Genomic DNA, 19,689 nt, shown 5'->3' with positions numbered 1-19,689 from the left:
GTCGGGCCCGGGGTGCACCGGGCAATCGATGATCGGCCGCAATGCCGGGCCACAGGTCGCTGACACCGGCTGACTACGCTATGCTCGCCCTGCTTCGCCCGGCCGCGAAACAGCCCCGGGCACGGTCACCTACGAAATGGCAACAGGCTCAAGTGATGGCGGAGTATCTTGCCCCGGCGCTGCACGGCGCCGACATCGTGGACACGGTCCAGGCCAACGGCCTGGAGCTGGCCTACGAACAGTTCGGACGCGACGACGATCCGGCGCTGGTGATGATCATGGGGCTCGGCACCCAGCTCACCGCCTGGCCGGATGCGTTCTGTCGCGCCCTGGCCGACACCGGACTGCGGGTGATCCGCTTCGACAATCGCGACATCGGCCTGTCGAGCAAGATACGGGACACGCGCCGTTACGACTCGGTACGCCGGGCGTTTTTCAAGTCGTTGCTGGGCCGGGAAATCGAGACCCCGTATACCCTGGAAGACATGGCGGAGGACACGGTGGGGCTGCTGGTGGCGCTCGGTATTCGGCACGCGCATCTGGTGGGTGCCTCCATGGGCGGGATGATCGCCCAGATCGTGGCCGCCAAGCGCCCCGCGCGGGTGGCGTCGTTGACTTCGATCATGTCCAGCTCGGGCGCGCGCAAGCTGCCGCGCGGGCGCTGGAAGGTGATGATGCGGTTGGCCAAGGCGCCGAAAAGCCGCGACCCGGACGCGATCGTTGCCCATCTCGCCAGGACCATGAGTCTGATCAGCAGCCCGAAGATGGGGCGCAGTTATCACGACTGGGAGGCGGAAATTCGGCGCGCGGTCGAGCGCAGTTATTATCCGGCCGGCACCGCACGCCAGACGCTGGCCGTGCTCGCCGCCCCGCCGCGCGACGATCTGCTGGGGGCGGTGCGCTGCCCGGCGCTGGTGATCCACGGCAGGGCCGACCCGTTGCTGCCGGTCAAGCATGGGCGTTCCACCGCCGAATGCCTGCCCAACGCGCGTTACGAGGAAATCCCCGGCATGGGCCACGATCTGCCGCCGCGCATGCTGCCGCGATTCGTGGACTGGATCAGCGAACTGGTGCATGAAGCCGAAGATCGTGCCGCAAAGTCACGACAAGAAAGACAGGCCTGATGAACGCAAAACCATGCGAATGAAAATTGGCAAGGCGGCGAATGGTCGGGCGTCGGCCATGGGCGAGACAGAATGAATCTGCGCTGGGCTGCGATGGTGGAAAACGCTTGGTCAAGCGAGCGGCGACGAGCCCGGGTCATGGTCTCGGCGCCGATTCGGCCCGAATCCACAGGTCTTTAGATTGGCGCCGGCCGCGCTCATTTGCAGACGGTGTGGCCAACAACCGCCCTTTGAAACGTTGCAAAGCCGGGGCCGGGCTCAGCCGAAATCGAACCCGATCTGGTCGCCGGCGGCGGGCGGTACACGGAACGCGGCGGTATCCAGGGTGAAGCGCTTCCCGTTGATACCCGTCCGCTTGCAGGCCAGCGCGAAACGCCTGGCGATCAGGTCGGCATAGGTGCCGGTGCCGGTCATGCGCGTGCCCCAGCTGGCATCGTAGTCGGCGCCGCCGCGCATCTGCTGGATCAGGCTCATCACGTGTCGGGCGCGATCCGGATAGTGCTGGTCCAGCCATTCACGGAACAGGTGCTTGATCGCGTGCGGCAGGCGCAGCAGGACGTAACCGGCGCGCGTTGCTCCGGCCTCGGCGGCGGCAGCAATTAAACTTTCCATCTCGGCATCGGTGATCATCGGGATCACGGGGGCGATGAGCGCGCCGGTGGGCACATCGGCCTCGGCGAGCGCGGCGATGGTGCGCAGCCGCTGGGCCGGGGAGGCCGCGCGGGGCTCGAGATGCCGCTTGAGTTCGTTGTCGAGGCTGGTGAGACTGACGAACACACTGGCCAGGTTGCGTGCCGCCATGTCGCCGATCAGGTCGAGATCGCGGGTGACGTGCGCGCCCTTGGTCACGATCGAGATCGGCTGGTTGAAGCGGTGGGCGACTTCCAGGATGGCGCGCGTGATGCCCAGATGCCGATCGTCCGGCTGGTACGGATCGGTGTTCGCGCCCAGCGTGATCGCCTCGCAGCGATAGCGCGAGTGCCGGAGCTCGGCTTCGAACAGGGCCGCGGCTTCGGGCTTGTAGTAGATCTCGCTTTCGAAATCCAGGCCCGGGGAATGATCGAGATATTCATGTGTGGGCCGGGCGAAGCAATAAATGCAGCCATGCGCGCAGCCCTTGTAGGGGTTGATCGACGCGGAGAACGGCACGTCCGGCGATTCGTTGCGCGAGATCACGCGGCGCGTCGGATCGCGGTGCAGGTGCGTGGCCGGCGCGGTGTCGTCTTCGTCGGCCTGGTCGATCGTGTCCCAGCCGTCGTCGAAGTCCTCGCCGGCGGTGGCCGCGAACCGTGAGACCGGGTTGGTCAATGCCCCGCGGCCCTTGTGATGCGTTGCTCGGTGCGCCATATCCGTACTGTATGAATAAACAGTTGTTATGGCAAGCCGATGCCGCGATCACCGCATCGCGTGCCGAATCACTCGGTCCGGCGTCCGTCGACCAGCGGGTGCCGGCCGGGCAGTTTGAAGCGGTTCTTGCGCAGCTCGATCAGCTTGTCGACTTCCGCCGCGCTGAACTCGTGCGCGCCGCCGTACTGCGAGGCCAGATAGACCACCTTGGCGTAGTAGTCCAGCGCCTCCATCTTGAAGTGCGCGTTGTCGAGGTCGGCGCCGTACGACAGGGCGCCGTGATTTTCCAGCAACAACGCGTCGTGGGTCTGGAGGTAGTCGGTGATGGCGTTCGGCAGGTCCATGGTCGAGGGCGTGCCATAGGGCGTGAGCGGTACCTCGCCGAGCAGGATGGTCGATTCGGGCATGATCTGCTGGGTGAGCGGCTTGCCGCAGATGGCGTGCACGGTGGCGTAGAGCGGGTGGGCATGCACCACGGCATTCACGTCCGGCCGGTGCTGGTAGACATGCAGGTGCATGCGGATTTCGGACGACGGTTTGCGGCCGTTGTCGCCGATCGCCTGGCCGTCACGGTCGATCGTGCAGATCATGTCCGGCGTCATGAAGCCCTTGGACACGCCGGTCGGTGAGCAGAGGATGCGCTCGTCATCCAGCTTGACCGAAATGTTGCCGTCGTTGGCCGCCCCCATTTCGCGCTGATACAGACGCTGGCCGATCGCGCAGATGTGTTCGCGCAGCGCGTGTTCGGTGGTCGATGCAGACATCAGGGATCCTGTGTGGAGCCGGCGGCGCCGGGTTGGTTTTAATTGGCCAATATGACTAATAAGCAAAAAATAACAACACGAATAAAGGTTGTTCTTTTGTTTGTTTTGTTATGGGCCTGAATGGCGCATAGTATTATCAATCATCGGTCCGCCCGGGTAGTGTATGTCGCACGCCGCGTGTTCGCAGGCCGGGCCCGGGCCGCCCGGTCCCGTTCATTGCCTGGCCTTCGATTTCGGGGCCGGCAGTGGCCGCGCCATGCTCGGCCGGCTGGATACGTGCGGGCTGGCGCTCGAGGAAGTCCATCGTTTCGATACCGCCACCGTCATCGACGATGGTCAACTCTGCTGGGATCCGGAAGCGCTTTACGGCGGACTGGAAACCGGCTTGCGCGCCGCGCAGTCGCTCGGCCCGGTCCATGCCATCGGCATCGATGCCTGGGGCGTGGACTTCGGCCTGGTCGACGCCGACGGCCGTCTGCTGGGGCCGCCGTTGCATCATCGCAATGGCCACGGCAGCCGCGGGGTCGTGCGCGGTGTGTTGTCGCTGGACGACATGCATCGCCGAACCGGCGCCCAGAAGCTGGAACTGAATACGGTTTTTCAGCTCATCGATTTGCACGCCCGCCGGCCCGAGCGCATCGCCGCGGCCGACCGCCTGTTGCTGATGGCCGATTTGTTCTCGGCGCATCTGACCGGCCGGCAAACCAACGAATACACCCTCGCGACCACGACTGGCCTGTTCGATACGGTCCGCGGCCAATGGGCGTATGCGTTGATCGACGAACTCGGGCTGCCGCGACGGCTGTTCCGGCCGGTCGTCGTCCCCGGCGAGCTCTGCGGTGTATTGCGCCCGGCGCTGCGGGCGGCCGACGGCGCGGCCACGCCGGTGGTGGCCGTCGGCGCCCACGATACCGCCAGCGCGGTGGCCGGGCTGGATCTCGCGGCGGATGAGGCGTTTCTCATCCTGGGTTCGTGGTCGCTGTTGGGGGTGGAGACCGGCGCGCGGACCCGCGATGCCCGTACGCTTGCCCATGGTTTCGGCAACGAAGGCGGGGTCTGCGGCACCCATCGCCTGATCACCAACATCAATGGGCTGTATCTGATTCAGATGCTGCGCCAGGCCTGGCGTGTCCGGCACGATGAGCGCCCGGAGTTCTCCGAGATCACGGCGGCGGCGCGCGCCGCGCGATCCCTCGGTTTGCCCGCGTCCATGCGTATTGACCCAACTGATCGCCGTTTTTTCTCGCCCGACGACATCATGATGGCGATCGACGATTTCCTGGACGCCGGAGGGCACAGCCGACCGGCCGGACTCGGTGAATACGCGCTCGCTATCTATCGCGGGCTCGCCGACCAGATCGCGGGCGGCGTCGCCACGCTGGAACAGGAATTCGGGCGCCGGATCGGTGCGATCCATGTCTGCGGCGGCGGCAGCCAGGATGCGCTGTTGTGCGAATGTATCGTCGAGGCCGCCGGCAAACCGATACGCCACGGCGCGGTGGAGGCCTCGGCCTATGGCAACGTGCTGATGCAACTCGTCGGACTAGGCGCGGTGGACGATTTGCGCGCGGCGCGCGCCTTGCTCGGCGGGTCGTCGCGACGCGAGCAGGCTTGAGCGGTGCCGTTGGCTATACTTACAACATGCCGGCGGCGTTGGCCGTCGTCGGTTTGATGCTGATGTGTGGGGATGATGCTGCCCGCGGAACGAAAACAGAAAACCCTCGATGTGTTGCGGGCCGACGGCAAGGTCGGTGTGGCCGATCTGGCGGCGCGCTTTCGGGTCACCCGTGAAACGATACGCCGGGATCTGGAAAAGCTCGAGGCCGAAGGCGTGCTCGAGCGCACCCACGGCGGCGCGGTCGCCATCGTGGAGCGCAACCCGGATATGCCCTATCTCACGCGCGAAGCGGTCAATCGTGCAGCGAAGCAGCGCATCGCGCACAAGGCGGCGTCGCTCATTGCCGATGGCGATGCCGTCATGCTCGATTCCAGTTCCACCGTCTGCGAGATGCTGGGCGCGCTGGCCGGACGGCGCGATCTGCAATTGATCAGCAATTCCCTGCGCCTGGCTGCGGCGGGGGCAGACAGCGAACATGCGCTGATCACGGTGGGCGGCGAGCTGTGCAAGAAGTCGTTGGCGTTCGTGGGTGGGCTGGCCGAAGAATCGCTGGCCCGTTTCAACGTGCATTGGGCGCTGGTCGGTTGCAAGACGCTGCATGCCGAGGCCGGCGTGCTCGCATCCAATCTCGGTGAAGCCCAGATCAAGCGGGTCATGCTGGCGCATGCGCGGCGAACCGCGTTGCTCGTCGATCACAGCAAGTTCGATCGCAGTGCGCTGGTCCAGATCTGTGCGTTGCCCGAAATCGACGTGGTCGTGACCGATCAGGCGCCGAGCCCCGCCTGGATCGAGCGCCTGGCGGGGCTCGACGTACGCCTGATCTATTGAGCCGATGGCCTGCGGATGCGGCCCGGTGGTGGCGGCACGTTCGAGTCTACGCCCGCGGGGTGATCAGCGACCCGCTCAAGCGCGTTCGTCCTTTGGCGAGCCCATGACGATATAGGTCGTGATCGCACTGACATGCGGGTGTGTCCCGAGTATCTCGGTATGAAAACGCTTGTAGCTGGCGAGGTCCGGGCATTCGATTCGCAGCAGATATTCGAAGGCACCGGCGATGTTATGGCATTCGGCGACTTCGTCGGCATCGCACATCGCCCGTTCGAAGTTCTGCAGCGCTGTCTTCGTATGCGATGAAAGCCCCACGCTGACATATGCCGCGAAACCGCGCGCCGTGCGTTGGGGGTCGGTCACCACGCGGTAGCCTCGAATGACGCCCGTTCGCTCGAGCTCCTGAATACGGCGAAGGCATGTGGAGGGCGAGAGGTTTACGCGCTTGGCGAGCTCGACGTTACTGAGTCGCCCATCCTGTTTGAGCTCGTGCAATATTCGACGATTCGTCGCGTCCATCCCTGTCATTTTATTGCAACTTCATGCATCAATTGCAGTGAATTAGATCATAAATTGCTCGGTTTTCGGCGTAAAATTTCGCACAACACGACTGCAGCACATCCAGGCACCATGAGTTTTCCCGTAGTCGCCGCGCTTTTCGGCTTCGCATTCGTCACCACCGTGACGCCGGGCCCCAACAATCTGATGCTGATGGCGTCCGGCGCCAATTTCGGCTTTCGGCGCACGGTGCCGCACATGATCGGTATCGTGACGGGTCTGGCGTTGCTCACCCTGCTCGCCGGTGCCGGGCTGATGGCGTTGTTTGACGCCTTTCCCATCGTACGCACGGCGCTGAAGACTGTTTCGGTCGCCTATCTGCTGTGGCTGGCGTGGAAGGTGGCGACCGCCGCGCCGCCCGGCGAGACCGCGGCCAAGGGGCGGCCCATGACGTTTTTGCAGGCCGCGGCGTTTCAGTGGGTCAATCCCAAGGCGTGGGCGATCGGCCTGTCGGCGATCACGATCTATGCGCCCGATCGCTCCCTGCTATCCGTGACCCTGGTGGCGGCTGCTTTCGCGGTGGTGTGTTTCCCGGCGATTTCAGTTTGGGCCTGGTTGGGCACGGTCGTACGCCAGTGGCTGTCGAGCGCCCGGCGGCGCCAGGTGTTCAATGCGGCCATGGCCGCGCTGCTGGTCGTGTCGCTGTACCCGGTTCTGGGCTTGCACGGCTGAGGCGCTGGTGGCGGTCAGGCATGTGCATTACGCAAAGCGGGGCCTATGGTCGGTCGCAAAAACCTAACGGTTGCGACCTGTTTTTATTGCGAACGCGGATCGAGTGTTTTTGCTTTGTTCGCTATCGATGCCCTGCGGCCTCAGGCCGCGATGCGTTTGCCGGCCCAGTCGAACAGCAGGCCGGTATCGTCGGGCGTGAGCCCGGCGATGACGCCGAGCAGGTGCTTGGCGGCCTGGTCGGGGCGTTGCAGTTGCCCTTCGGGTAGGCGTTTCTGGAATGGCTTGGACAGGCCGGTGTCCACCGTGCCCGGGTGCAAACCGACGCAGATCAGGTTTTTCGAACGGCGTGCCAGTTCGATCGCGGCAGTGCGGGTGAACTGGTTCTGCGCGGCCTTGGACGCGCGATAGCCGTACCAGCCGCCGGTGCCGTTATCGGAGATCGAGCCGATACGGGCCGAGATGCTGGCGATGACGGCACGGTCGCCGTGCGTCATGAGGTCGTGGAAATGCTTGATCATCAACGCCGGGCCGATGGCATTGACCGCAAAGCTCGTGGCGAGATGGTTCGGGTCCAGGTCCGATAATTTCTTTTCTGGGCGGATGCGGCGGGCTTGGTCGTGCAGCAGTCCGGCGCAGGTGATCATCAGATCGAGGCGCGGGTGGCGCTGGCCCGTCGCGACACGGGCAGCTTCGATGCTCGATTCATCGGTGATGTCGAGCGGCTGCAGCGCGAGCCGGTCGCCGTACCTGTTTTGCAACGCCACCAGATCGGCGCTGGATTCGGGATCGCGGGCCGTGGCGGTGACCACGGTCGCGCGATCGGTAAGCACGCGTCCAACCAGGGCCAGGCCGAGACCGCGGCCTCCGCCCTGGATGAGAATATGTTTTTCGGTCATCGCTGCCGCGTCGGAAGGGACGATGACTTGAGCTTACGATAGACGCCGCTCGGCCGATGCCGGCACGGACTATTGGATCAGCCAGCTCAGGATGGCGATGCCCGGCATGCCGGCGATGGCTGCCGCGACGATCCGGCCCCGGAACAGCGAGCGCAGGCCGGAGATCAACAGGGCCTGGACGGCCGAAGCCGATGCGCGCCGTCCACACGGCCCGTGGCGCGGGCCGTGCGTCGGCCATCAGTGGCTCGGTTGCTGTGCGTCGGCCTTGTCTGACGGAATCTGCTCGGCGCGGGTCGGGATCGGCTTCTGCTGGGCGCGTTGGTTCGTGGTGCCGTTGCCGGTAATGTCGATGTCCACTTCCACCATCATGCCCGGCGCCAGCTTCGGTTTCGGCCCCTGGTCGATTGCAATGCGCACCGGGATGCGCTGGGTGATCTTGGTGAAGTTGCCGGAGGGGTTGGGGTCGGGCAGCAGGGCGAACTGGTTGGTCGCGGCGCCACCGATGACCTGCACGTGGCCCTTGTAGGTGGTGTTCGGCCGGGCATCGACCGAGATGTCGACCGGCTGGCCGACCGCCAGGTCGCTGATCTCGGTTTCCTTGATGTTGGCCTCGATCCAGACATCGCCGGGATCGTGCATCATCAGGATCGGCTGGCCGGCCGAGACATATTCGTTTTGCTCGATGAAGGTCTTGTCGACGATGCCGTGAATCGGGCTCTTCACGGTCAGGTCGTCGATCTTGTTCTGCTCGTGCGCGCGCCGGGCCTTGGCCTGTTTGAGCCGGGTCTGCAGCACGGTGGGGTTGGTGATCCGGCCGCCGGCGAGCAGGCCGGTGCGGGCATTGGCCACCGCCACCTGATCCTGCTGCACCTGGCTCTGGGCTTGCTTGTAGTCGGCCTGGGCGGACTGATAGTCGTAACGATAGATATCGCGCTGTTTCTGCGTGCCGCCGTGGGCCTTGTACAGGTTCTCGGCACGCACATAGTTGTCGTGGGCCTTCTCCATGCGCGACTTCGCGGCATGCATGGCGGCCGTGTCCGCGGCCAGCATGGCCTTGGCCGATTTCACGCCGCCGGCGATCTGCTGGTTGGCCAGCCGCAGTTGCGCCTTGATGTTGGCGATCTGGGCATTGATCTGCTCGAGCTCCAGTTTATCCGGCGTGCTGTAGAGTTGCGCGATCTTGTCACCCTGGGCCAGTTTGTCGCCCTCGATCAGATCGAAGCCGGTCACCCGGCCGGCCAGCCGCGAGGATACCGTGATCTCGTGCGAGGCCACGTGTGCATCATTTTCGCTGACGTGTGTGAAGCGGTGGTACAGCCAGAAGCCCAGCCAGACCACGATCACCACCGCGGCGATAATGATGGCGACGAGCTTGAGCTGGCGCTTGCGCAGGGCCCCGAATCTGGGGTTCTCGCGAACGGACTGTTTGTCTTTGGAGTCGGCCATAACGTGGTTGTGTCGTGTCGGAAACGGTTATTCGGCCCGGGCGGCGGCCCGCTGCTGTCCCCAGCGGGACAGCAGATAGGACGGCACGATCACCGCCGCCAGCGCGACGGCGACCATGAGAAAACAATCCTGATAGGCATAGATGGTCGCCCAGGTGGCATCGACCCGGGACAGCATGTCGCTGGCGGCGGCCTGGCGGTAGACGTCCGATGTGCCGGTGCGATGGGCGATTTCGCCGTACTGGCGCATGGCTTCCATGGCCATCGGGTTGCCCGGTGTGAGGCCCTGATGGGTCAGCTGGGCGCTGTGCAGGGCGGTGCGACGGTCGATCATCGCCACCAGGGCGACGGTGCCGAACGCGCCGCCGAGTTGCAGCGCGAAATTGATGGCACCGGAGCCGTAGCCGATCAGCCGCGGCGGTAGCGAGCCGATCGAGCGCGACAGCGTCGGCGGCGGCACGGTGGCCATGCCGGTGGCAACCAGCGCCATCGACAGGCTCAGATAGAAATACGAGGTGTTCCAGTCGGACTGGGCGAAGCGCCAGGTGGCGAAGGCCGTGATAGTGAGCGCGGGCACGGTGATCCAGTGCGTGGGGATCCGGTCGCTGAACCGCCCCACCAGTGGCACCAGCACGGCCAGCACGAAGGTCGAGGGCACGAACAGCTCGCCCGAAGTGATCGGGCTGTAGCTCAGAATCGCGTCCATGAATTGCGGCAGCAGATACATCACACCATAGAAGGCGCCGCCGAACAGGAACAGCACGATCGAACCGGCCAGGAATTCGCGTGTCTTGAAGATATCCAGATCGAGAATCGGGCGTTCCTGGCGCGGCTCCCACCACACGAAGAACACCGTGCCGACGATCGCGATCGCCTCCAGCCAATGGATCGTGGCATCGCCCCAGCCCCAGCGCTGGCCATTGGCGATGGCGGCCAGTGCGGAGAAGATGGCGATGAACAGTACCGTGGCGCCGATCCAGTCCAGCTTGGGCTTGCGTCCACTCCCTTCGCGATCGGGCAGAAAGATCAACCCCATCAGGATCGCGGCCCCACACACCGGCAGCACGACGAAGAACACATAGCGCCAGTTGAAGTGATCGACCAGATAGCCGCCGACCACGCTGGCCAGCGTCAACGGCAGACCCAGGCTCATGCCGTAGATCGCGGTGGCCAGCCCGCGTTTTTCCGGCGGGTAGACCGCGAACAGGGCTTCCAGCGCGACCGGCCGGATCACGCCGGTCATTGCGCCCTGGATCACGCGGGCGGCGATGATCATGCTCATGCCGGTGGCCCAGCCACCCATGAACGATGCGGCGATGAATACCAGCAGCAGGCCGACATAGGTCTTGCGCTGGCCGAATGCCGCCATCAGCCACGGCGAGATCAGCAGGGTGACCGTCGTTGCCGCCAGAAATCCGGTCGACAACCATTGCACCTGCGACGCGCTCATGCCGAACGCCCCCTTGATGTAGGGCGTGGCGACATTGACGATCGTGATCGACATGCCGAGCGCAACGAGGCCGAGCAGCACCGTGAGGGTGACGTACAAGCGGTATTTCGGCCCGTAGCGCTCGAACATGGCCTCGACCTGGGTCATGAGACTCCGAGCGGGAAAGAGTGGCAGGAAATATTGTGTAGTATACAGAAAGACGGGGGCGCATGCTTACCCATGCCGGTCCGGTTGGAACAGGAGCGAGCCGTGAAAAAACTGCGGAGGGCAATAGCCGGCCTGCTGGCCGGCGTCGTGCTGACGGGGTTGGCTGGATGTGCGCATGCGCCGGCGAAGACCGGCCCGGGCGCGGCACGCTTCGACAGCGCGCGGTATGACGTGACGATGGTTTATCCGGCCACGCTCAAGGTTCGCCACGGATTCGCCAGTGGTTATTTCCTTCAGCAGCGCTGGAATCCGGATGCCGCCCATGCCGTGTCCGGGCAGGGCTTGCTGACGCTGACGCTGCCGCAATCGAACAAGCTCACCACGGGCGAGCTGCGGCTCGGCGTCAGCGACGCGAGCCGGGCGTTGCACCATTGCGCGCTGCCCGACGACGGCAACGCGGGCGCGGTTTCACGAGTCGTGATTGACGGCGTGGCGTTCAAGCGCCGCGACACCGGCGATGCGGGCATGAACCATTACCTGATGCGGCACGCCTATCGCGGCGTCGCGCATGGCCATTGCTACGCCATCGATCTGATCGTGGATGGCACGAATCCTGGCGTCTATCCCGGCAATCCCACTCCGCCGATGACGAAAAAGACAGCCTTCAAGCGCCTGACGTCGTTACTCGATGGCCTGACCTTCTCCCGCTCCTGAACGCAGAAGACCGCCGGTAGGCGGCGTTCGGTCCTATCCGCCGGGCGTGTCGTGCGGCTTATTGATCGCCGCTGGGCTTGTGCTTCTCGGCGCTATGTTGAATGCTTTGCCCCGCGTCCTTCATGTCGTGGCCGAAGCCCGCCATCGTGTTGCAGCCGGCCAGCCCGAAGGTGGCGGCGACGATGAGCAGCAAGCCGAATGTAATCTGTTTCATGGCGTACCTTTGTTGAGTCATCTGGCTCTCGGCCCGGATGGTAACGCGCAGGGCATGATGCCCGAATTAGGCATGGCAATGCATGAACCGCGGCTGACGAGCCCCGGCCTCAGGTGGCCGGGCGTGGCGGCAATGCACGATCCTGCAACACCCGGCGCAGCACGAAGCTTGAATGGACGCCGGACACGCCCGGTATGCGTGTGATGTGCTGCAGCAGCAGGCGCTGATAATCGTCCATGTCGACCGCTGCGATACGCAGCAGATACTCGGCTTCCTGGCCGGTAATCAACAGGCATTCCTGGACCTCGGGCAGCTCGGCGATGCGGGTCTCGAATTCCTCGAAGCGCTCCGGCGTGTGTTGGTCCATGCGGATCATCAGCACCACGTTGAGGCCGTAGCCGAGCTTGCGATCGTCGACCGTGGCGCGATAGCCGGTGACCAGCCCGGCCGCTTCCAGTGCACGCACCCGCCGCAGGCAGGGCGAGGGCGACAGATTCACGCGTTCCGCTAGGGCCTGATTGCTGATCCGGCCCTCGGTCTGAAGAATTTCCAGGATCCGGCGGTCGAAGCGGTCGGGGAATTCGCTGTTTCGGTTATCGGCCATGGCGGCGCAATTTTATTCTATATCAGTGTCCGATCTGGGAATAATCTACCTTTAACCGGTATGCGCGCGCCATAGTTGGCAATCATCTGCCGCGGCTGGGCGCGTATCATGAAGTCATCGTCGGCGGTTGCCGGCGTTCGTATTCGTCAGGAGTTTCGTCATGTCCCGATTCGACCATCGCAAATACAAGCCGGCGCCGCGCGTGACCGGTTTCGATCGCACCTGGCCCGAGCGCGAGATCACCCGCGCGCCGATCTGGGTGAGCGAGGATCTCCGCGACGGCAATCAGGCGCTGCTCGAGCCGATGACGGTCGAGCAGAAACAGAAGCTGTGGAAGCTGCTGGTGGATATCGGCGTCAAGGAAATCATGGTCGGCTTTCCCTCGGCCAGCCAGCCGGACTACGACTTCGTGCGCTGGCTGATCGATGAAGACCAGATTCCCGAGGATGTCACCATCGCCGCGCTCACCCAGTGTCGCGACCACCTGATCGACAAGACCTTCGAGTCGCTGGAAGGTGTGTCCAAGGCGATCATCCATCTCTACAACTCCACCTCGACCATCCAGCGCGAGCGCGTGTTCGAGATGGATCAGGACGGCATCATCGATATCGCCGTGGCGGGTGCGAAGCGCGTCAAGGCCAATGCGGAGGCGCGCCCCGGCGTGCACTGGCGGCTGGAATACTCGCCGGAGAGCTTCTCGCAGACCGAGGTCGATTTCTCGGTGCGCATCTGCGAGGCGGTGATGGATGTCTGGCAGCCCACGCCCGAGGACCGGATCATCTTCAATCTGCCGAACACGGTGGAGCAGGTCGGCCCGCATCATCATGCCGACCAGATCGAGTATTTCTGCCAGCACATCAGGGGCCGCGATTCGGTGATCGTATCCGTGCACACGCACAACGATCGCGGCGGCGCGCTGGCCGCGGCCGAGCTGGCGATGCTGGCGGGCGCGGAGCGCGTCGAGGGTTGCCTGCTGGGCAACGGCGAGCGGACCGGCAACATGGATATCGTGGTCCTGGCGATGAATCTCTACGGCATGGGCGTGGATCCGGAGCTGGATCTGTCCAACCCGGACGAGATCATCAAGGTCGTGCACGAGTGCACCGGCATCCCCCTGCATCCGCGCCATCCCTGGGTGGGCGAGCTGGTCTATACCGCCTTCTCCGGCAGCCATCAGGATGCGATCCGCAAGTCGCTGCGCAAACAGGGCGACGACGAGCCCTGGCAGGTGGCGTATCTGCCGATCGACCCGCGCGACATCGGTCGCGACTACCAGGCTGTGATCCGTGTGAACAGCCAGTCGGGCAAGGGCGGTATGGCCTTCCTGCTCGAGCGCGACTACGGCATCAACCTGCCGCGCTGGATGATGCTGGCGCTGGCCCCGCACGTGCAGCGCGAGAGCGAAAAAGTCACCGGCGAACTGGGCTCGGCCGCGATTCGTCGCCTGCTGTTCGAACATTTCGATCGCCAGCATCCGGTGTCCCTGGTGGACTACAGCGTACGCCGTGTCGGTGAAGGCCAGAAGGTGTCGGTCACCCTGGCGCAGGCGGGTCGCCAGTTCACGATCGACGGCGCGGGCAACGGTCCGTTGTCGGCCTTCGTGCATGCCTGGAACGACTACACGGGCGACGATGTCGCCATCGCCGACTACGCTGAACATGCGCTGACCTCGGGCTCGGACGCGAACGCGATCGCCTTCGTCCAGCTCAAGGCCGGCACCATCCGTATCCCGGCCGTGGCCGAAGATGCCGATACGCTGTCGGCCTCGATGAAGGCCATCATCAGCGCCATCAACCTCTCGCGCGAGGCCGACGAAACCGGTCAGCGAGGTGGTCTGGCGGCGCTGGCGAGCTAGCGTTTCGCGCTCTACCTGGCGAGCCTCGGAGGTTTCTCCGGGGTTCTTTTTTTAGGTTCTTCGCGGATTACGGCGGCCATTGCGCCCTGCGGGGCCCGAGCGTTCAAGCAGGTGTAGCTATGAGTCAGCAGTGCACTGGGCTGGCAACGCCGAACAGGCGCTCGGAAAGCCCCGCCCCGGGCGTCTTCGCCGATCTCCGGTTTCGCGCTGCAGCGCGAGTCACTTCTCTTGTTTGCGCAAGAGAAGTAACCAAGAGAAAAGCACCCGGCACGGCGCCGGCTTCGCCGGTTCACGTCGAGGCGTAGTGTCGGCGGGATGCGCCCAGAACTCACATCGCTTTGGCGATGCTCAAACAGGCTGGACGCACCGGCGCCGTGCGCCGGACACCCGCCGACACTACGCCTCGCCGTCGCCGCACAACGGGACTGAAATACAGACACGGCATATCAGAGCTTGGCGTATTCCGTAAACCGTTGCATCGCGGCCCATCTATTAATCCGGCATCAAAACAGCTGACTTCATCAGCTGTTTTTAACGCCTTCAAAAATAAAAGCCGGCGCCTGTCCGTCTTTTGTTTTCAAAGGCTTCGCGGCCGATGGCCGCGGCGAGCATGCGGTCGCATACGCGCGCTATTAACCCGAAAAATCATCTATTTTTGTGCCGGGTTAATAACTATCGAGGCCAGCATCCGGCTCGCCTCGATCCCGCAAATACGCGAAGAGCCTTTTTTATCCACAGATTCACACCGATTAACGCAGATTAGAAGGCTGCACTGATCGGGGACGAAGGCGCTGTGCAGGCGGCTCGGCCTTCCCCGGCCTTGGTGTCGCGAGATGAAGCTGGGCAGGTCGCAAAAACTGTATCGATAGGGAGCAGTGTATTTATTGGCTGCACGCGAACAGCCGGCGCCGTGATTCTCCGTCTTCATCTGCGTGAATCTGCGTCGATCTGCGGACCCATGACTTCCGGACCGAAGCGCTCGCAGGGCAGTTGTCTCGCGGTGGCATGGTGCGTCTCGGAGCTTTATCCCGGGCTCTTTTTGTCCGCAGATCGACACAGATCGGACGGCAGTGCTGATCGTGCGTGGAAACCCGTAGCGCCGTCATTCCTTGTCTTCAATCTGTTTGAATCGGTGTCAATCCGTGGATGAAAGCCTTCGGGAACGAAGCGCTAAGGCCGCAACGATTGGCGGGCCGCGTGGTGGCCGATCAGCGCCCGAGATCGGCCGTGTTATAGCAGCTCGGCATGGTCTCGCCTTCGAGGCCAGCGATGAGGTTGTCCACCGCCAGCCGCGCCATGGCGTGTCGCGTTTCGGCGGTCGCGGAGCCGATGTGGGGCAGGGCGACGACATCGTTGCGGCCGATCAGCGGATGGCCGGGGCCGGCCGGTTCGTCCTGAAACACGTCCAGGCCGGCCGCGCGGATGCCGCCGGCGTCGAGTGCCGCGACCAGCGCGTTTTCATCCACCACCGAGCCACGGGCGATGTTGATGAAGATCGCGTGCGGCGCCATGCGTTCGAAGGCTTTTTCGTCGAACATATGATGGGTTTCGTCGCTGCCCGGTACGACGGCGCAGACGAAGTCCGAGTTCGCCAGGAGGTCCTCGAATTCGACGTAGCGCAGGCCGATTTCAGCCTCGGCCTCGGGCTTGCGCGAGCGGTTGCTGTAGACCACGTCCATCTCGAAACCGAAGGCGGCACGCCGGGCAATGGCCTGGCCAATACGGCCCATGCCGACGATGCCGAGACGCTTGTGGTGCACATTGACACCGAACTGATCGCGCCCGATCGGCGCCGTCCATTGCCCGGCGCGGACCCACTCGGCCAGCTCGACCACGCGGCGCGCGGTGGCCAGGATGAGTGTCATCGCCGTGTCGGCGGTGGTGTCGGTGAGTACGTCCGGCGTATGCCCCAGCGCGATACCCTGGTTCGATAGCGCGTCGACGTCGTATTTGTCGACCCCGACAGACACGCTGGAGAGCACCTTGAGCCGGCGCGCCTGATGGATGGTCGCGGCGGGCCAGCGCATGTTCACGCCGATGGCGCCGCCGGCGGTGGCCAGCGCATCGTCGAATCCGGGCGCGGCCGCCGGGTCCTCGTAGTCGGAAAAGTCGGCCAGCTGGTAGCGTTCGGCCAGCCGGCTCTTCTGGTCTTCGGGCAGGCTGTCGGAGAAGATCAGAACGGTCTGCGTCATGACAAGCAAGCGATGAATCCAGCCTGCAATCTAGCCCCTGGCGCGGTCGGGTCACAACACCGGGCGGCGCCGGGCCTATGCATCAATCCGGCATCGTGGCCGGCTTGGCACGGCTGTCGGCCCGTATATTGCTGTCAGCGCGGGCCCTATACATGCCGTAGTAGACCGGTCATCGGCTAAGCGTCGTCTTCGGCCACCGGTTCGGCCCGGAGCGCGGGCTGTGTCTTGTCGCCGCGGTTGGGCTTGAGTGTGGGGCGGGGCTTGCGCCGGCGCTCCATCTGGCGGGCCAGACGCGAGGAGCGCGCCACGTCGGACAGCGTCAGCACGCCCTGAACCTCGCGCGGATGGGTCATGTTGCCGTCCCTGGTGACCAGCGCCACTTCGCAGTTGGCCGCACGCAGTCGGCCGACGATATCGAAGATCATGTCCTCGGCGCCGACCACGATGTAGTCGGTTTCCATGTGCTCGTCGACCCAGCTGCGGATGCCGATGCCGCCGCGGCCCTTGAGCCGATAGTGGCGCCGCGAGGAGAAGATCGCCTGAATGTTCTGCTCGGCGTCGAGCACCAGCACATTGGGGTGCTGTCGTCCGAAGCGCCGGAAACGCCGCCGGACCTCGGCCATGCCGCGCGTGCTGCCCACGCGCACGACCCGCGGATCGTAGAAATCCGAGGCCTTGCGCAGCATGAACAGGTTGGTTTCCAGCGAGCCGGGCACTGGGTGGTTGCGGCGCGTCAGTTTGAAGGTATAGATGGTGTCGGCCATCAGGAACTGGCGCACGCCATAGGCGATGGACACGATGATCACCATGGGAATGATCACGTGATAATCGCGCGTCATTTCGAAGATGATCACCAGCGCGGTGAGTGCGGCGCCGGTCGAGCCCGCCACCACGCCGGCCATGCCGAGCACGGCCATGGTCGCCACATCCAGATGGAAGCCGGGCGCGACATGCTGCATGGCCACGGCAAACGCGCCGCCGAGCGTGGCGCCGAGATACAGCGCGGGCGAGAACACGCCGCCCGAGGCCCCGGAGCCGAGGGTGAGCGAGGTGGACAGCAGTTTGGCCGCGAACAGAAGCAGCAGTAGCCAGGGATTGGTGAGCACGTCTTCCAGGATGTTCTGGATCGTGGCGTAGCCGACGCCTTCGACGTAGTAATGCCCGCCATAGATCAGGAATACGTACATCATCACGCCGACGACGCCCATGCCGGCGACATGACGGACGTAGTCGTTCACCGGCAGCTTCTCGAAGCCTTCCTCGAACCAATAGATGCTGCGCGTGAACAGCCAGGCGGCCAGGCCCAGCAGCACGCCGAAGATGACGTAGACGACCAGCAGCTGGGGCGAATTGAGCACCAGGCCGTCGTTGCCGAGCGCCGGAATATTGAACGAGGGATTGGTGCCGAACAGGCTCTGGCCGACGAAGGCGGCGGAGCCCGTCGATAGCAGCACCGGGATCAGCGTACGGCCCGAGGTCTCCGGCAGGATGATTTCGATCGCGAACAGCACGCCGCCCAGCGGCGCGTTGAAGGTGGCGGTGATGCCGGCGGCCGCGCCCGAGGCAATCAGCGTATTACGCTGCCATTCGCGCAGCAGCGCCAGCTGGCCGACGGTGGAGCCGAGCGCCGAGCCGATCTGGATGATCGGCCCCTCACGGCCGACCGCGCCACCGGTGGCGATCGAGATCGATGACGCCAGCGCCTTGGTGGCCGCCACCACCGGCCGAATGATACCGCCCTTGTAATAGATGGCGTCGATGACTTCCGGGACGCCGTGGCCCTTGGCTTCGGGCGCGAAGGTTTTCACCAGCCAGGTCACGATCAACGCGCCGATCATCGGTACCGCGATGATCCACGGGCCCCAGGGGCTGGCCGCGGTGTGCTGGTTCGCATCGTAGGCGAAGGAAAACTGGCCGGCGAAGGCGAGATTGTGGAACAGGCCGATCAGCGCGCGAAACGCGCCGGCACCATAGCCCGCAGCAATCCCCACGCCTACGGCGAGCAGGCTGAGTATCAGGCTGGAGCGTTCGATCGTGCGTGGCCGGGCCACCGGGTCTCTCTTAATTGTCGGCGACGAAGGATCAGCGCCGCCCCGGCGGCGGGGGCGCGATCGACATCGTCGAGTGTGTGGATGTCGGCGGCGGCCCGGGTCGGGCTGCCGCGCGAAGCGCATCATACATTAATAAATAAAGACTTTCTAAACGTCGACGAAAATTCGGAAAATCGTGCCGATTGTGCAGTCAAATACGCTTTCATGAGGCTACCGTGCGGTCGCATTGCGCGTTCCGGGGCGGCGCGCCTCGTCCGATCGTCCAGTCGTGGCGCCGGCGCGTCCGCGCTAAACTGGCGACATGAGCGAGGCGGCGGGACAGAACAAGGGCCCGGGTTGGCGCGCACGGCTGGCGCGCTGGGTGAGCCGTTGGCTGGCGACCGATGTGCAGCCCCGGTCGGCGCCGCGCACCGATTTCCAGCGTTTGAGCGAGCACCTGCGCCCGGCCGATGTGGTGCTGGTCGCCGGGCGGAGCCGCGTGGCCGGCGTGATCCAGACCGTAACGCTCAGCTCCTGGAGTCATGCGGCGCTGTACATCGGTCGCGCCGACGCGGTGGTTGATACCGGCGTGCGCCGCGCCATCGCGAATGCCGGCTGGCCCGCCGACACCCAGGTGCTGCTCGAGGCCGAGATGGGCGACGGGGTGCGCGTATCGCCGCTGGACCGTTATCGGGGCGAGCATTTGCGCATTTGTCGCCCGCGCGACATGCCCGCGTCCGATCGCGCGGCCGTGACGGCCTATGCCTGTGCGCGCTATGGCACGCCCTACGACACGCGGCAAATCTTCGACCTGCTGCGTTTCTTCCTGCCCTATGGCGTGTTGCCGAGGCATTGGCGGTCGACTCTGTTCGAGGCCGGTCACGGCGACATGATCCGCGCGATTTGTTCGACGCTGCTGGCCAACGCATTTGCCAGCGTGCATTATCCGATCCTGCCGACCATTCATCGCGGCGAACACGGCGAGATGATCTTCGTGCGCCGCAATGGGCGCCTGATCACGCCGCGCGATTTCGATTATTCGCCGTATTTCGACATCATCAAATACCCGTTTTTCGGTGACGACGTCGCCCGGTACCGCGATTTGACCTGGGATGACGACGCGCCGCGCGCCTCGCGCCCGGTAGAGGGCCGCCGATCGATCAAATAGCGCGTCGGGATGGCGGGTGCCGCCGATTGCGTATACTCGGCCGAGGGGTTTCGCGACCGAAAA

The 19,689-nt window shown here is 64.5% G+C and carries 17 protein-coding genes; 7 read left to right on the top strand and 10 right to left on the bottom strand.

The window, feature by feature from the left end; all coding sequences use genetic code 11:
- Positions 1-155 precede the first annotated feature (155 nt).
- The gene (locus ACS8YF_RS05720; RefSeq protein ID WP_440849256.1) at positions 156-1,124 is read left to right on the top strand and encodes an alpha/beta fold hydrolase; all 969 of its coding nucleotides are present in this window, start codon (positions 156-158) and stop codon (positions 1,122-1,124) included.
- 258 nt (positions 1,125-1,382) lie between these two features.
- Here ACS8YF_RS05720 and ACS8YF_RS05715 read toward each other — a convergent pair whose 3' ends face one another.
- Together ACS8YF_RS05715 and ACS8YF_RS05710 are read right to left on the bottom strand one after the other, a co-directional pair.
- A complete protein-coding gene (locus ACS8YF_RS05715) occupies positions 1,383-2,471 on the bottom strand; it encodes a PA0069 family radical SAM protein (RefSeq protein WP_440849255.1) in 1,089 nt (362 codons plus the stop codon).
- A gap of 68 nt (positions 2,472-2,539) precedes the next feature.
- Positions 2,540-3,235, bottom strand: a complete 696-nt coding sequence (locus tag ACS8YF_RS05710) for a class II aldolase/adducin family protein (RefSeq protein ID WP_440849254.1) — start codon at positions 3,233-3,235, stop codon at positions 2,540-2,542.
- A 163-nt stretch (positions 3,236-3,398) separates the two neighbouring features.
- Here ACS8YF_RS05710 and ACS8YF_RS05705 point away from each other — a divergent pair, with 163 nt between their 5' ends.
- Positions 3,399-4,850: a rhamnulokinase gene (locus ACS8YF_RS05705; protein ID WP_440849253.1), complete on the top strand. Its 1,452-nt coding sequence runs from the start codon at positions 3,399-3,401 to the stop codon at positions 4,848-4,850.
- 72 nt (positions 4,851-4,922) lie between these two features.
- Positions 4,923-5,681: a DeoR/GlpR family DNA-binding transcription regulator gene (locus ACS8YF_RS05700; RefSeq protein ID WP_440849252.1), complete on the top strand. Its 759-nt coding sequence runs from the start codon at positions 4,923-4,925 to the stop codon at positions 5,679-5,681.
- A 75-nt stretch (positions 5,682-5,756) separates the two neighbouring features.
- Here the strand turns inward: ACS8YF_RS05700 and ACS8YF_RS05695 are convergent, their stop codons facing one another.
- Complete coding sequence (locus ACS8YF_RS05695; RefSeq protein WP_440849251.1) at positions 5,757-6,209, bottom strand: Lrp/AsnC family transcriptional regulator; 453 nt, start codon at positions 6,207-6,209, stop codon at positions 5,757-5,759.
- Positions 6,210-6,311: 102 nt separating this feature from the next.
- On the opposite strand from ACS8YF_RS05695, the gene ACS8YF_RS05690 reads away from it, so the two are divergent.
- The gene (locus ACS8YF_RS05690) at positions 6,312-6,911 is read left to right on the top strand and encodes a LysE family translocator (protein WP_440849250.1); all 600 of its coding nucleotides are present in this window, start codon (positions 6,312-6,314) and stop codon (positions 6,909-6,911) included.
- A 140-nt stretch (positions 6,912-7,051) separates the two neighbouring features.
- On the opposite strand, the gene ACS8YF_RS05685 is transcribed toward ACS8YF_RS05690, so the two are convergent.
- From ACS8YF_RS05685 to ACS8YF_RS05675, 3 genes are all read right to left on the bottom strand, one after another.
- Complete coding sequence (locus ACS8YF_RS05685) at positions 7,052-7,807, bottom strand: SDR family oxidoreductase (RefSeq protein WP_440849249.1); 756 nt, start codon at positions 7,805-7,807, stop codon at positions 7,052-7,054.
- 237 nt (positions 7,808-8,044) lie between these two features.
- The gene (locus tag ACS8YF_RS05680; protein ID WP_440849248.1) at positions 8,045-9,253 is read right to left on the bottom strand and encodes an HlyD family secretion protein; all 1,209 of its coding nucleotides are present in this window, start codon (positions 9,251-9,253) and stop codon (positions 8,045-8,047) included.
- A 27-nt stretch (positions 9,254-9,280) separates the two neighbouring features.
- A complete protein-coding gene (locus ACS8YF_RS05675; RefSeq protein ID WP_440849247.1) occupies positions 9,281-10,849 on the bottom strand; it encodes a DHA2 family efflux MFS transporter permease subunit in 1,569 nt (522 codons plus the stop codon).
- A gap of 102 nt (positions 10,850-10,951) precedes the next feature.
- On the opposite strand from ACS8YF_RS05675, the gene ACS8YF_RS05670 reads away from it, so the two are divergent.
- Entirely contained in the window at positions 10,952-11,563 is a 612-nt protein-coding gene (locus ACS8YF_RS05670) for a hypothetical protein (protein WP_440849246.1), read from the top strand.
- 58 nt (positions 11,564-11,621) lie between these two features.
- Here ACS8YF_RS05670 and ACS8YF_RS05665 read toward each other — a convergent pair whose 3' ends face one another.
- Positions 11,622-11,777 carry an entericidin A/B family lipoprotein gene (locus ACS8YF_RS05665; RefSeq protein ID WP_109992946.1) on the bottom strand — a complete coding sequence of 52 codons (156 nt, stop codon included), beginning with the start codon at positions 11,775-11,777 and terminating at the stop codon, positions 11,622-11,624.
- Positions 11,778-11,886: 109 nt separating this feature from the next.
- Positions 11,887-12,381 carry an Lrp/AsnC family transcriptional regulator gene (locus ACS8YF_RS05660; RefSeq protein ID WP_440849245.1) on the bottom strand — a complete coding sequence of 165 codons (495 nt, stop codon included), beginning with the start codon at positions 12,379-12,381 and terminating at the stop codon, positions 11,887-11,889.
- 160 nt (positions 12,382-12,541) lie between these two features.
- Between ACS8YF_RS05660 and ACS8YF_RS05655 the strand changes: the two genes are divergently transcribed.
- Complete coding sequence (locus ACS8YF_RS05655; protein WP_440849244.1) at positions 12,542-14,236, top strand: 2-isopropylmalate synthase; 1,695 nt, start codon at positions 12,542-12,544, stop codon at positions 14,234-14,236.
- A gap of 1,208 nt (positions 14,237-15,444) precedes the next feature.
- On the opposite strand, the gene ACS8YF_RS05650 is transcribed toward ACS8YF_RS05655, so the two are convergent.
- Positions 15,445-16,428 carry a 2-hydroxyacid dehydrogenase gene (locus ACS8YF_RS05650; RefSeq protein ID WP_440849243.1) on the bottom strand — a complete coding sequence of 328 codons (984 nt, stop codon included), beginning with the start codon at positions 16,426-16,428 and terminating at the stop codon, positions 15,445-15,447.
- Positions 16,429-16,604: 176 nt separating this feature from the next.
- Positions 16,605-18,479: a chloride channel protein gene (locus tag ACS8YF_RS05645; protein ID WP_440849242.1), complete on the bottom strand. Its 1,875-nt coding sequence runs from the start codon at positions 18,477-18,479 to the stop codon at positions 16,605-16,607.
- 301 nt (positions 18,480-18,780) lie between these two features.
- Here ACS8YF_RS05645 and ACS8YF_RS05640 point away from each other — a divergent pair, with 301 nt between their 5' ends.
- Positions 18,781-19,626 carry a YiiX/YebB-like N1pC/P60 family cysteine hydrolase gene (locus tag ACS8YF_RS05640; RefSeq protein WP_440849241.1) on the top strand — a complete coding sequence of 282 codons (846 nt, stop codon included), beginning with the start codon at positions 18,781-18,783 and terminating at the stop codon, positions 19,624-19,626.
- The last annotated feature ends 63 nt before the right edge of the window (positions 19,627-19,689 follow it).

It is taken from the genome of Salinisphaera sp. SWV1 (assembly GCF_052044155.1).
GTDB lineage: Bacteria > Pseudomonadota > Gammaproteobacteria > Nevskiales > Salinisphaeraceae > Salinisphaera.
Note: the sequence above shows the minus strand (reverse complement) of the source record. Positions and strands in the feature narration are given on the sequence as shown.